The sequence below is a fragment of the Undibacterium sp. Tian12W genome (assembly GCF_049339405.1).
Classification (GTDB): domain Bacteria; phylum Pseudomonadota; class Gammaproteobacteria; order Burkholderiales; family Burkholderiaceae_D; genus Undibacterium.
This window is the reverse complement of the sequence record NZ_JBMPPK010000002.1, coordinates 1-12,419: the sequence shown is the minus strand read 5'-3', so window position 1 is coordinate 12,419 and position 12,419 is coordinate 1. Positions and strand designations below refer to the sequence as shown.

Genomic DNA, 12,419 nt, shown 5'->3' with positions numbered 1-12,419 from the left:
ATAAACAGCCTCCAGCGATGCCGCATGATAGTTCTTGCTCAGTTCTGTCTTACTCAGTTCTGTATTGCTCAATTCTGTTTGCTGCGTCAGTCATGCCGGTTACGCAAGCGTTCCAGCAAAGCCTGTTCGCAGAGTTTGAACAGCATGTAGGCAGCCATGGCAGCACAGGCTGAGAAGATAAGTTCGAGCAATTGCTGCAAGCCGCCTTCGACCAGACCTATCCAGCCATTGTCGAGCAGATACTCAGCATTGGCACTGAACAGGTGGACGATATCGAAAGACAGTTTGCCAAACACCACGAAGCTCAGGGTCAGCAACAAAAAACTGGCAAGACTATGCTGGCATAACCAGGTATAGAATTTTCGCTGTCTTGCCATATGCTGTCCTTTAAATAGTTCTGTTCGTGCGGCAAGCCTGCTCAGGTCTTCTCGACGATACTTTTGAGACTATGCAAGCCCTCATCAAATTTGCCCCCCACCATTTTATCCATGCTAAAAAACAGACTCATGAGTTTGGACATGAAATTGCAAGGGCCAAACATGGCATGGCTGACGACCGTGCTGCTATCTTTTTCTTCAAGGCGGAACTCGATAGTGTTTTGTGCAGCAAATGGCTTGTAGAAATTGATTTGCAGGCGCAGGTAATCATGAGGTCGGGTTTCCAGGATTTCCATCTTGCCTTCGCCCAGGTCTTTGTTCCCCTTCCAAGCATAAACCGCTCCCTGCCCCTGCGCAGCACCGCTGTATGTGCGCTGTACAGCCGGGTCAGTTTTTTCCCAGGGAGACCAGGCCTCCCATTCATGAAAATCATTAATCAGGGGGAAAATCTGTTCAGGCCTGGCCTGGAATACGAGAGACCGCTCGATACGAAAATTATTCGGCCTGGTGGAGACATACAGCAAGAGGGCAGCGAACAAAAGCAAGATGATGGTGAGGATCATGAAATGTCTCCTGAATGGGGAATTAGTAGCTTAATTTGCCTGAGGCCTATTTACCAGCATTGCATGCAGTCCCCGGTATATTTTGCTTACAAAAGTTACTGTCAAAGCGAACTCATGTGCCTGTGATTGCTGTGTTTCAGGCAACAAACTGGCTATACTAAGACTATTCTCCGTTAATTTACCCATATTCCTATGCCATTACCGAGCGATGCAGGCCAGACCACCAACTTCACGCTATCCGGCGTCACTTTGCTTGATGCGCTGCTCCATGGCATCAAATGGGGTGGCCTGAATGGTGCAGTTGTTACCTATAGCTTCCCTTGGACTGCGGGCGAATCCTATTTTTATGGACGCAACAGTTCCAGCAGCTACACCCCGGACAATGAACCGGGTGCCAGCCACATGGCGCTCAGCCTGGAACAGCAAACCGCCACCAAGGCTGCCATGCAGGCCTGGGCCAATGTCGCTGACATACAGTTTGTACAGGTTGCTGACAACAACACCAGCGCAGGAAATATCCGCGTTGCCTGGACTTCATTCGCAGACACCACATCGACAGGCGGCAGTGCCTGGGGCTGGGCTTACAGGCCAAGCAGTGTCAGCCCGTCTGGCGGAGATATCTGGCTGTCTGGCAATGGCAATAAAACCAATACCAACTGGAGCGTAGGTTCCTTCAATTATTCATCATTGATACACGAGCTTGGTCATGCGCTCGGGCTCAAGCACCCTTTCGAGGGTGACATAGTCTTGCCCACCGCCTTTGATACGGCACAATATTCCATCATGTCTTACACGGAACAAGCCAATGACATGTTCAGGAGCATTACTTATGATGCCTCGGGCAAACCCTCGTTCAGCTTCAAATACATCGTGCCAGAAACACCGATGGTGCTGGATATCGCTGCCATGCAATATGCCTATGGTGCCAATAACAGTTACCGGACCGGTGACGATGCATATACCTTCGACCCGAATACCCCTTTCCTGAAAAGCATCTGGGATGCCGGTGGCAATGACACAATTTCTGTCGCCAACTTTACCCTCGGCTGCATGATTGACCTTACCCCCGGCAATTATTCTGACATACGCATGGTATCTGCGCCCAATCCACCTGGCTATACCGGTGGCACGGTACCAACTTACGATGGCAGGCAAAATCTAGGTATTGCCTATGGTGCGTATATAGAGAATGCGATAGGCGGTGCTGGCAATGACACTTTGTATGGCAACAAGCTCAATAACAGTTTTACAGGCAACGGCGGCAACGATGCAATTGATGGTGACCTGGGCCTGGATACCGCCATCTACAACGGTCTGCACACAAATTACAGTGTCAGCGTCAAAGGGGGTACTGCGGTAGTCGCTGCCAAAACTGGCACTGAAGGCACGGATACCCTGGTCAACGTAGAACGCTTGCATTTCACCGATGAAAACATCGCTCTCGATATCAATGGCGTTGCCGGGCAGGCTTACCGTCTTTACCAGGCGGCCTTTGACCGCAAGCCAGACTTGAAAGGCCTGGGTTACTGGATCAATGATATGGACCAGGGTTCCAGTCTGACGACGGTAGCGGCGGGCTTCATGCTGTCGGCTGAATTCCAGAAACTGTATGGCACTAAACCCACGAATACCGTGCTGGTCACCAATTTTTACCAGAATGTCTTGCATCGTACACCCGACCAGGCTGGCTTCAATTACTGGCTGGACCAGCTCAACACCAATAAAATCACTGCCGCCGGTGCCCTCGCCAGCTTTTGTGAAAGCGCCGAAAACCAGGCTCTGGTCATAGGTTCTATACAAAATGGCATTGAATACCTGGTCTGGCCTGCATAAACACGCAGTAATAGCCACTTTCAGCCTTTCATCCCTCAAAGCCCGCCACGCTGGCGGCAGCTTAACCTACAATGACGTCATATCCGCCGGGCTGCTCATGAAAGAGCGGCCTGCTGTCGTCGTCTTCATACAAAATACATCCATGTCAGAATCCACCGCCTTCAATACCCTGCCGCTATCCGCCCCCATGCTCGCCAATCTGGACAGCCTGGGCTACAAGGAAATGACAGCCATACAGGCAGCCAGCCTGCCCATCATACTGCAGCAACAAGACCTGATCGCCCAGGCCAAGACCGGTAGCGGCAAGACCGCCGCCTTTGGCATAGGCATGCTGGCCAAGCTCAATCCCACTTATTTTGCCGTCCAGGGCCTGGTGATTTGTCCGACGCGTGAGCTGGCTGACCAGGTCGCTAATGAATTGCGCCGTCTGGCCAGGACCATGCCAAACGTCAAGATCGTCACCCTGTGCGGTGGCACGGCCATGCGTCCACAAATTGCCTCGCTCGAATATGGTGCCCACATCGTGGTCGGCACACCTGGTCGCCTGATCGACCATATCAGCCGCAACACCATCAACCTGAAAACCGTGCAAACCCTGGTGCTGGATGAAGCCGACCGCATGGTCGACATGGGTTTTTATGATGATATCTACGACATCGTCGCCGCCACGCCCACGCGCCGGCAAACCCTGCTGTTCTCGGCCACCTACCCGGATGATATACGCCAGGCCAGCGAACAACTGCTGCGCGACCCGGTGGAGATCAAGGTCGAATCCCAGCATGCCGCCAATCACATTGAGCAAATGTTTTACCTGGTCACACCAGAAGGGCGCAATACCGCTGTCGCCACGCTGCTGCATCATTACCAGCCGACATCCACGATTGCCTTTTGCAATACCAAGATTCATTGCCGCGAACTGACAGAAGAATTGCATGCCCAGGGCATCAGCGCCCTGGCCCTGCATGGCGACCTCGAACAGCGCGACCGCGATGAGGTCCTGATACGTTTCGCCAATCAAAGCTGCTCAGTCCTCGTCGCCACCGACGTCGCCGCCCGCGGCCTCGACATACAAACCCTGGGTGCCGTCATCAATGTCGATGTATCCAAAGACACCGAAGTCCACATTCACCGCATAGGCCGCACCGGCCGCGCCGGTGAAAAAGGTCTGGCACTGAGCCTGGCCACCCCAGGTGAAAAGAAGTGGGTCAAACTGATAGAAGAATATCAGGGTGAATCCGTCAGTTGGGGCGATATCCACGCAATCGAAGCCGGCCCGGAAAGAGACCTGCAAGCCCCGATGATGACGATCTGCATCATGGGCGGCAAAAAAGACAAACTCCGCCCCGGTGACTTGCTCGGCGCGCTGACTGCCGACCTGGGTTTGAAAAAAGAACAGGTAGGCAAAATCAATGTCTCGGAATTTGTGACTTACGTCGCCATCGACAGGCAGGTCGCTGAAAAAACGGTAGACAGGCTGAGCCGTACCAATATCAAGGGCAGGCAGTTCAGGATGCGGATTGTTGATTGATAGCGGCGTCATGAAATATCAACAGCAATTGGATTGATGGTGCTGTTGGGTGGTTGCAGTTGCAGTTGCAGTTGCAGTTGCAGTTGCAGTTGCAGTTGCAGTTGCAGTTGCAGTTGCAGTTGCAGTTGCAGTTGCAGTTGCAGTTGCAGTTGCAGTTGCAGTTGATTTTGACTTTCTGCAGTTCCCATGTGTAGACGCCGTTTGTGCGGTACAGAAAATGGAAAAAGAAGAGCCGCTGTCTGAGCGAAGCGAGTTTCGGATCTTCCCATTTTTTGTACCGCACAAACGGGAACCCCGTAGGGGCGGCTACGCCTGGGTCGCCTTTTTTCGCTTACCTTTTTTGGCGAAGCAAAAAAGGTGAGTAGCTGCCGGGCTACCCCCGGCCTGCAATCTCAAATAACGTATAGAGGTATTAAAATCAGATATGCAATTATGATGTATCTGAAATTAATTTACCTTACAGTATGCCACAAACGCCGCTGGATTCCTGCCAAAAGCACGCAGGAATGACGTAGCTAAGCTTGCGATAAATAATAGGGTTAAGTAGTGCAAAACACGATAAGATTTGAAAAATTACTTCCTACGCCTGCCTTACCAATAACTTCCCAACATCCACATCCCCCGCCAACTTCATCCCAAAATACTTCAGCAACAAGGCCATGTATTCATCTTCACCATTTATCGTATGAACATGCCGCCCATGCTCATCGGTGATGATGCATTTATTATTGGATATGCTGATGCGACCCTTGGCGGTGGCAATAGAGCATATCGACTTTTGCGTAAAATGCGATGCCAGTGAAGTCTGCTGATAGGTACACATCTTAAAAAAAGCAGCGATGGCATAAGCCTGTAAACTGAAACGGTACTGTGCATGCCCGACACCACCATCCCTGGCCTGCATGAGCACATAATGCGCATCCCCATCCGCTGCCAGATAATAGTGCAAGCCCAGTTCATGTACGCCTTCACCACCTAATTGCAGCGGTGTACGGAAGCAATCGCCAAAACCGACATCAGCCAGATAATCCTGGCCATCCACATGCACCAGCAAGAGCATGTGATCAAAGTCCGGCCCATAGTCTTTGCCATTATGGACGCGGGCAGACAAGCGGCTGACGCCAAAACCCAGGGTTTCCAGCAGTAGTGCAAAGGCCTGGTTCAGTTCATAACAAAAACCACCGCGGCCTTGCTGCAATAATTTATCCAGCAAGGCATCCGTCGATAAATCCAGCTTGTTGCCAAGGCTGATATCAAGGTTTTCAAAAGCGATCTTTTGCAGATGTGCCTGATGCAAGGCAGTCAGTGTCGCCAGATCGGCATTGCGTGAGCCCTGATAGGCGAGCCTGTGCAGATAAGCATTCAGCTGTGCTTCATTCAGCATGCAGGGCCTCCGTGAATTTTTCTATGGCAAGCGCATGCTCGGCATGAATGAAATCGTCCTGACAGCTTGCATACAACATGCCTTCATATCCCATGCCGAGATAGTCAAAAGTATGCTGGAACACTTGCTCAAAGCAGGCGGCGGGTATGGCATCGTAACCCGTGCCCAGCAATGCAGCCTTCTTTGTGCGCAATTGCCGCCCGAGGTCTTTTTCGACTTTCAGCAAGTCAGAAATTCTGTCCATGAAAGTTTTCATGATGGCACTGGGAGAGTACCAGTACATCGGGGTCGCAAGTATGATGCGGTCGAAGCTGAGTACATGCTTCATCAGCGTCAGGAAATCATCATCGCGGTTCTTGAATTCATAATCAAAGGGGGCTATCTGGTATTGATTAAGATCGATGACACTGGCTTTGAGTTTGCTGGCAATAGCGATGGCGAGTTCAGCAGTATTACCTGTGCTTCTGGAGCTGCCAACGACAATAACGGTGCGGGTTTCGGGCATGGTTGCGATACACAATCAACAAGAAAGAAACCTGAATATACTCCGCTATAGCAATTCTTGCAGAGCAGCCCTCCGCAGAAAATAAGCGAGCAAGCTGCCCGTACCCATCAAAATTAGCTTCGCTTGCCTGTACCGGTCTGCAGCAAGAAATCTTTGCCTGCTTGCGGTTTCTTCACATAGCTGCGCAAGGCATCCTGCAGGCTGCTGGTCGATATCTTGCCAAGTAAATTTTCCAGTTTTTCACCTTGCAATTGATGCGGACGCTGCCACAGGTAGCGCATTTTGATCGCGGCGCGCAGCATGGGAGAGAACAGGCTGATGACCTGCATCAACAACCAGGGCATGGCTTTGGCTTTGAGCGGGCGGCCACTCAGTTGCTCCAGTGCGGCATGCACTTCCTTGCCGCTGGCAGTAATGCCAGGGTAATGCATGACCTCGAAAGCAGGCAAGCGATCACGCTGCTCAGCAACGCGCACGAATATCCTGGCCAGATCGGGCAGGTAAGCCCAGGCATGCGGCAAATCATCTGGCCCCATATGGGTGACCACACCTTTGGCAAGTGATTTGGTGATCGCCATGTCCAGCCAGGTGCCAGTGCCGCCAATGAAATCACCAGCGCGCAAAATCACACAGCGCAAGCCCAGCTGGGTGGCAGCAGCCAGGCTTTCTTCCATGGCTATGCGTTGCGCCGCCCTGGGGGTGTTGGCGACAAAGGGCGTGTCTTCTGTCAGCACTGCAGGCAAATCAGCCCCAAAGTTATACACATTGCCCGGCACCATCAGCAAAGCTTGAGTGGCGCTAGCAATGCGTATGACGGCTTCGGTAGTCGGCGGCAACAGGCTGTCCCAGCGGGTATAGTCGGGATTGACAGCATGCACCACCACATCCACCCTGGGTACGGCAGCCAGTATGCTTGCGGTGTCGAGTACATCACATTGCAAGGTTTCAATATTGCGCCTCGGCCTGCCATGGCTGGCTGAGCGCGCCTGGGCAATTACACGCCAGCCGGCTGCGGCAAAAGCCTCAACCGCAGCCTGCCCGAGACGGCCTTTGGCACCAAGTACCAGTACTGAGGGTGATTGAGCATTGTTTGCTTTGGATGCAAAATTCATGAGAGGCTCCGGTGATGTGCGTGTCAGAAAAAATAAGTAATGCAGGCATTTTCAATCTGGCAGGATGTATTTACAATCGACATAAATACATAAGTTCTATTCAAATTTGAATGCCTTGATTTGTATTTTGTTCACCGGTTTTTGCGTATCTTTAGTCTGTCCTCATGATGGAATCACATGTCCAAACTCACTTTCGACCCCAGCCAGACTGACTGGAACCTGATACGCAGCTTTGTTGCGGTCGTAGAACAGGGCTCGCTGACGCGTGCTGCCGAGGTGCTGGGGCTGAGCCAGCCCACGCTATCGCGCCAGATTGCTGAGCTGGAGGGCAGCATGGGTGCAGCCTTGTTTGAAAGGGTGGCACGTGGCCTGAAATTGACCAGCACTGGCGAAAACCTGGTCGAGCCTGCCCGTTACATGATGGCAGCGGCGCGCTCACTGGGCATGGCTGCAGCAACCCAGGATAATGGCTTGCGCGGTACGGTCAGGATCACCGCCAGCGAGATGGTGTCCGGCTTTGTCTTGCCAGCGCTGCTGCGCGAATTGGCCCAATTGCATCCGGAAATCCAGATAGAACTGGTCGCCAGTAATCAGGTCAGCAATTTACTCGAACGTGAAGCCGATATCGCCATACGCATGATACGGCCAGCACAATCCGCCCTGATTGCCCGTCACCTGACTGACTGGCCCATAGGCATTTATGGTCACAAAGATTATCTGGCAGGCCTGCCTGCACTGCCTTCAAACAACCAGGCAGCCACACTGGCCTTGATGCAAAAATTCCGTTGGCTGGGACTGGATCAGTCCGACCAGTTTATCGCTGGCTTTCGCGCGGCGGGCATACAGATAGACCGCAGCTTTTTCGACTTCCGTTGCGATAACTACCTGGTCAACTGGCAGGCGATACAGCAAGGTCTGGGGATAGGCATCGCCATGCAATGGCTGGCAGAGCGAAATCCTGACCTGGAACAGGTGCTGGTCGAACAGGAACTTCCATCTCTGCCCGTGTGGCTGACCACGCATCGCGAACTCAAGTCCAGCAAGCGTATCAGGACAGTTTTTGATTTTCTGGCAGAAGGTTTATTGCAACACAGGTTTTAGCAACCACAGATCAGATACTGATCAATGTCGAATAAATACCAGCGTCCACCCGCATTGACGAATATCACTCTGTAAGCGGGCTGATGGACGGCACTATCGAGCATGATGCCGCGGTGCCAGGCTTCAGCAATCACAAAATCGGCAACGCCATCATTGTCCAGGTCTATGCTGGTGATGCTGGCCTGAGAAAAATGCTCATGCGTATTCGACTTTGCCTTGCTATCGTATTGCAGTTTGACTGGCGCTTGCGTCGTCACTTTTGCCGGACGCTGCAATGCAGGTAATTGTCTAGGGGTATAAAAATACAAGAGCGCTTCATCTTTTGCTCTGGCCTGGAAACTTTCCAGCCTTCTTTGCGCCAGACTTTTTACAGGTTCAGGCTGATCTTCAGATTCTATAAAACGAAAACCCTGTTTGCAGTTATCTACACCGAGGCTGTATTTTAAATCTGAGTTTGTCGATTTGACTCGGCCATCCAGCATGAGCAGGTTTTTGATAACCGGTTTTTGCAGGAATACATCGGCCTTGCCCAAGTCCCACCAGCCTATTACATAGTTACCCGCCGGTTCGTATTCATTCCAATATGGTCCGCTGACTGGTTTGATCACATAGGGGATCTGATATTGTCTGGATAGTTCTTCAGGGTTGGCGGAAGGCTTGCCCAGTTCATCCAGTGATTTGAAGTACGAGGGTGCTGCCGCAGGTAAATCCAGTTGCCGCAACATGACAAGCACGCCGGGATAGAACAGGGAAGAATGCAAACGGGCAGTAGCTTCTGTGGTCTTTTTGCCGGGTAATTCCTCAGACTTTGCCAGCTTCAGTAATTCTTCCCATGGAGCGGGAGGCTGGAAATAAGGCGAAGCCGGTTCGATGATACCGGCCATCATGCGCTGCTTCATAGCTTCAAATTCAGGGATAGGGTAGCGCTTGATCACTGGCCGTTTTTCCCATACAAAATTACTGTCTGCCGTTTCCAGTGCTTTTTGCTGTGAACTCAGCATGGTCTCCTGAAAATAGGAGCCAGCATCTTGCATACGCTTTAAACTGGAGGCCAGCCAAAAACTGCGCGCCGGAAAATAATTAGTGCTATCGCCAGTCCGGTTATTACTATCGACAAAGTCTTCCAGCCGCAAAGCCTTGTCACCCAGTAAATTGCAGGCAATAAAACCCTGCTGCCCTTCGCCCCAGGTGATGGCGCAGAACTTGGCGCTGGACGCAGCAGCATCCATTTGCACCTGCGTATTTGCGACCAGATGCGTCAATACCTCAGCATTCGCTTCTGGCTTTGCACGCACATTGACCCAGGAGCCATGCACCCAGCGTGTCTCACTGGCATACCCATTATCACAGAGCAGACCAGCGGCAAGTAACAAAAATGAGGTCAGAGATTTTTTCATTGTCACTTCAGGCCAGGGACTGCACATACTCAAGCGCAGCCTGTGCCAGTGTGGGAAATTTCTTGCCATGCGTTGCGCTCAGTGCCACCCATTCTTTCATGGGGCGGCCTTTGCCTGAGGGGTCCCACAAGACGGCATCCGCCAGCGCAATCGCCTTCGCATGGCCATCACCTGTCAATTTGAATACGACTGTCTCTTTATGCAGTGCGACAAAGGCTTTGCCATTGATTTTGAGACATACTTTGCCAAACATCTGGCCAGGTTCTGCTGAGGCTGCTGTCGTCAGGTTATTGGCCAGTTTGTCATATTCGGACTGTGCATCGCTCATGTCTCACCTCATCGCATAATTTGCTCATGCTAACTCAACTGATAGTAAAAACATAGGAGCGGTTTGCCCCTGATTCAGGCGCGGGATCAGGGGCTGGCATCCAGCCCATAGACTCATAAAGACGGATGGCGCTGTGCATGTTGTCCCAGGTGTCGAGATACAGGGTTTTCAAACCCCTTTGTTTTGCTTCCGACATCAATGCTGTCAACAAGCCGTGCCCTATGCCTTTGCCACGATAGTGGTGATCAACATGAAAGCCAAACACTTTTGCCTCTTGCGTATTTACTATTTCAAGGGCCTCAAGCGCTATGCAGCCGCAAACCTGCTGATCCAATTCGGCAACCAGCTCGATGAGATTTTTACTGGTGGGCAAACCCGCTGAACCTATGGCGGCATCCAGGCCATCAAACTCAACCACGAGATTGAAACTGGCCAGTGATGCTTGCACCAGCTTACGTATATGCAGATTATCTGCTTCACCCGCACTTCTTACGACTAACATGATTACTCCATCTGACTAATTTATTTCTGATCCTCTCGTCCAATATGATGGAGTATGCAGCAAATATTATATGGTTCTGTATTTCATTAAAATATCGTAAAAAAAACAGCGCAGTTTCCTGCGCTGTCTTCAACTGTAGCTTCGTTTTATACTCGCTTCAACCTGCACCAAGATAAACGAATTTGAACAGGAATATTGCCGCTATCGCCCAGACGATGATCTTGACTTCTTTGGCACGTCCACTCAACAATTTCAGGACAGCAAATGCAATAAAACCAAATGCGACACCGGTTGCAATCGAATAAGTAAAAGGCATCAACAAGGCAGTGATGGCGGCAGGCACGCTTTCTGTGGTGTCTGTCCAGTCAATTTCAACCAGTTCACGCAACATCAGGCAAGACACATAGAACAGGGCCGGAGCAGTAGCACAGAATGGAACGACGCTGGCCAGTGGCGCAATAAACAGACAGGCCAGGAACAGCAAGCCGACAGCCACGGCTGTCAAACCTGTACGGCCTCCGGCTTCCACACCAGCCGCGCTTTCTATGTAAGCTGTTGTACTGGAAGTGCCCAAAAAAGAACCTGCGACGATGGCCGTACTGTCAGCCAGCAGTGCCTTGTTCAGTCTTTCCATTTTGCCGTTGACCAGCAAACCGGCACGGCTGGCAACACCCATTAAAGTTCCTGTTGCATCAAACAATTCCACCAGAAAAAATACCAGTACAACATTCAGGATACCGACGGAAAGTGCCCCCATGATATCTAGCTTGAACAGGGTAGGATCAAGCGAAGGTGGCATGGACACGACACCGTGGAAGGTATTACCGGCAAAGAAAAAACTCAATACCGTCACGCTCAGAATGCCGATCAGGATGGAACCTTTGATACGGTAGCGGTCTAGCGCCACGATGAGGAAGAAACCCAGTATTGCCAAAATGGGCTGTGGCTTGTGCAAGTCACCAATACCCACCATGGTAGCGGGATTGGCAACCACAATGCCGGAATTTTTCAGTGCGATCAGCCCCAGGAACAAGCCTATACCCACCGTGATGGCGGTGCGGATGGAATGCGGTATGCCATTGACGATCATCTCGCGCAGACGGAACACGCTGACTGCCACAAACAAACAACCTGAGATGAATACCGCACCGAGAGCCGCCTCCCACGGTATGCCCATGCCCTTGACGACGGCATAAGTGAAGTAGGCATTCAAGCCCATGCCCGGTGCCAGTGCCATGGGGTAGTTGGCATACAGGCCCATGATCATGGTACCGATTGCGGCGGCCAGACAGGTGGCGACAAACACCGAGTCCTTGGGCATGCCTGCGTCACCCAATATCGACGGGTTGACGAAAATGATATACGCCATGGTCAGGAAGGTAGTCAGACCTGCCAGTAATTCTGTACGTACATCGGTACCGTTTTCTCTTAACTTGAAAAATTTGTCGAGAAAGGAAAGCTGCACAGGGCTGTGATTGACAGGCCTGTTGCTATCTTGTGCAGCCGGAATTTGCTCGGAAGTTAACACGTTTGTCTCCTCAATTTTGGATATACCAATTGAATAATTAGAATTTGTGAAAGGACGATATCCTAATTTTTTCCATATCAAAGCTGAGGAATATCTATAGATGCTATTTGAATTTGAATATGTGGAAGTTTTTATTAAGGAACATCTGATTAAGTTCTAATTTCCATCAATTACAAAATCATGTTCCAGTCAAAGCATAAAACGTGCTGCTGAACATGATTTTCATCAAGAATTGGGGAGTTGTATCCCCAACTTCTTCAG

The 12,419-nt window shown here is 51.1% G+C and carries 13 protein-coding genes; 3 read left to right on the top strand and 10 right to left on the bottom strand.

Annotated elements, in window-relative coordinates:
* Window positions 1–86 precede the first annotated feature (86 nt).
* Both ACO0LI_RS02210 and ACO0LI_RS02205 read right to left on the bottom strand, forming a co-directional pair.
* A complete protein-coding gene (locus tag ACO0LI_RS02210) occupies window positions 87–377 on the bottom strand; it encodes a hypothetical protein (RefSeq protein ID WP_423030518.1) in 291 nt (96 codons plus the stop codon).
* 41 nt (window positions 378–418) lie between these two features.
* Window positions 419–940, bottom strand: a complete 522-nt coding sequence (locus tag ACO0LI_RS02205) for an SRPBCC family protein (protein ID WP_423030516.1) — start codon at window positions 938–940, stop codon at window positions 419–421.
* A gap of 192 nt (window positions 941–1,132) precedes the next feature.
* On the opposite strand from ACO0LI_RS02205, the gene ACO0LI_RS02200 reads away from it, so the two are divergent.
* Window positions 1,133–2,773: a DUF4214 domain-containing protein gene (locus ACO0LI_RS02200; RefSeq protein ID WP_423030514.1), complete on the top strand. Its 1,641-nt coding sequence runs from the start codon at window positions 1,133–1,135 to the stop codon at window positions 2,771–2,773.
* 142 nt (window positions 2,774–2,915) lie between these two features.
* Complete coding sequence (gene dbpA / locus ACO0LI_RS02195; protein WP_422952606.1) at window positions 2,916–4,301, top strand: ATP-dependent RNA helicase DbpA; 1,386 nt, start codon at window positions 2,916–2,918, stop codon at window positions 4,299–4,301.
* Window positions 4,302–4,309: 8 nt separating this feature from the next.
* Here dbpA and ACO0LI_RS02190 read toward each other — a convergent pair whose 3' ends face one another.
* The 4 genes from ACO0LI_RS02190 to ACO0LI_RS02175 all read right to left on the bottom strand — a co-directional run bounded on the left by ACO0LI_RS02190 (window position 4,310) and on the right by ACO0LI_RS02175 (window position 7,302).
* Window positions 4,310–4,489 (bottom strand): hypothetical protein, encoded by a 180-nt coding sequence (locus ACO0LI_RS02190; RefSeq protein WP_423030512.1) that lies wholly within the window; start codon window positions 4,487–4,489, stop codon window positions 4,310–4,312.
* A 392-nt stretch (window positions 4,490–4,881) separates the two neighbouring features.
* Window positions 4,882–5,685, bottom strand: a complete 804-nt coding sequence (locus tag ACO0LI_RS02185) for an arylamine N-acetyltransferase family protein (protein WP_423030510.1) — start codon at window positions 5,683–5,685, stop codon at window positions 4,882–4,884.
* Complete coding sequence (locus tag ACO0LI_RS02180; RefSeq protein ID WP_423030508.1) at window positions 5,675–6,190, bottom strand: flavodoxin family protein; 516 nt, start codon at window positions 6,188–6,190, stop codon at window positions 5,675–5,677. The genes ACO0LI_RS02185 and ACO0LI_RS02180 overlap by 11 nt, the downstream gene beginning before the upstream one ends.
* 113 nt (window positions 6,191–6,303) lie before the next feature.
* Entirely contained in the window at window positions 6,304–7,302 is a 999-nt protein-coding gene (locus tag ACO0LI_RS02175) for an NAD-dependent epimerase/dehydratase family protein (RefSeq protein ID WP_423030506.1), read from the bottom strand.
* 177 nt (window positions 7,303–7,479) lie between these two features.
* On the opposite strand from ACO0LI_RS02175, the gene ACO0LI_RS02170 reads away from it, so the two are divergent.
* Complete coding sequence (locus ACO0LI_RS02170; protein WP_423030504.1) at window positions 7,480–8,403, top strand: LysR family transcriptional regulator; 924 nt, start codon at window positions 7,480–7,482, stop codon at window positions 8,401–8,403.
* Here the strand turns inward: ACO0LI_RS02170 and ACO0LI_RS02165 are convergent.
* The 4 genes from ACO0LI_RS02165 to ACO0LI_RS02150 form a co-directional block, all read right to left on the bottom strand.
* Window positions 8,400–9,800, bottom strand: coding sequence for a hypothetical protein (locus ACO0LI_RS02165; protein WP_423030502.1), 1,401 nt, complete (start codon window positions 9,798–9,800; stop codon window positions 8,400–8,402). The two genes, ACO0LI_RS02170 and ACO0LI_RS02165, sit on opposite strands and share 4 nt — an antisense overlap.
* A 7-nt stretch (window positions 9,801–9,807) precedes the next feature.
* Entirely contained in the window at window positions 9,808–10,128 is a 321-nt protein-coding gene (locus tag ACO0LI_RS02160; protein WP_423030500.1) for a hypothetical protein, read from the bottom strand.
* Between the two features lie 34 nt (window positions 10,129–10,162).
* Complete coding sequence (locus tag ACO0LI_RS02155; protein ID WP_423030498.1) at window positions 10,163–10,630, bottom strand: GNAT family N-acetyltransferase; 468 nt, start codon at window positions 10,628–10,630, stop codon at window positions 10,163–10,165.
* A gap of 157 nt (window positions 10,631–10,787) precedes the next feature.
* Window positions 10,788–12,095: an NCS2 family permease gene (locus ACO0LI_RS02150; protein WP_422953885.1), complete on the bottom strand. Its 1,308-nt coding sequence runs from the start codon at window positions 12,093–12,095 to the stop codon at window positions 10,788–10,790.
* Window positions 12,096–12,419 lie beyond the last annotated feature (324 nt).

What these genes read in the sequence shown, in the direction of transcription:
- ACO0LI_RS02190 (WP_423030512.1), bottom strand. Translation starts at nt 4,489, where the DNA reads ATGGGAACTGCAGAAAGTCAAAATCAACTGCAACTGCAACTGCAACTG.
- ACO0LI_RS02170 (WP_423030504.1), top strand. Translation starts at nt 7,480, where the DNA reads ATGTCCAAACTCACTTTCGACCCCAGCCAGACTGACTGGAACCTGATA.
- ACO0LI_RS02200 (WP_423030514.1), top strand. Translation starts at nt 1,133, where the DNA reads ATGCCATTACCGAGCGATGCAGGCCAGACCACCAACTTCACGCTATCC.
- ACO0LI_RS02185 (WP_423030510.1), bottom strand. Translation starts at nt 5,685, where the DNA reads ATGCTGAATGAAGCACAGCTGAATGCTTATCTGCACAGGCTCGCCTAT.
- ACO0LI_RS02210 (WP_423030518.1), bottom strand. Translation starts at nt 377, where the DNA reads ATGGCAAGACAGCGAAAATTCTATACCTGGTTATGCCAGCATAGTCTT.
- ACO0LI_RS02180 (WP_423030508.1), bottom strand. Translation starts at nt 6,190, where the DNA reads ATGCCCGAAACCCGCACCGTTATTGTCGTTGGCAGCTCCAGAAGCACA.
- ACO0LI_RS02160 (WP_423030500.1), bottom strand. Translation starts at nt 10,128, where the DNA reads ATGAGCGATGCACAGTCCGAATATGACAAACTGGCCAATAACCTGACG.
- ACO0LI_RS02205 (WP_423030516.1), bottom strand. Translation starts at nt 940, where the DNA reads ATGATCCTCACCATCATCTTGCTTTTGTTCGCTGCCCTCTTGCTGTAT.
- dbpA (WP_422952606.1), top strand. Translation starts at nt 2,916, where the DNA reads ATGTCAGAATCCACCGCCTTCAATACCCTGCCGCTATCCGCCCCCATG.
- ACO0LI_RS02165 (WP_423030502.1), bottom strand. Translation starts at nt 9,800, where the DNA reads ATGAAAAAATCTCTGACCTCATTTTTGTTACTTGCCGCTGGTCTGCTC.
- ACO0LI_RS02155 (WP_423030498.1), bottom strand. Translation starts at nt 10,630, where the DNA reads ATGTTAGTCGTAAGAAGTGCGGGTGAAGCAGATAATCTGCATATACGT.
- ACO0LI_RS02175 (WP_423030506.1), bottom strand. Translation starts at nt 7,302, where the DNA reads ATGAATTTTGCATCCAAAGCAAACAATGCTCAATCACCCTCAGTACTG.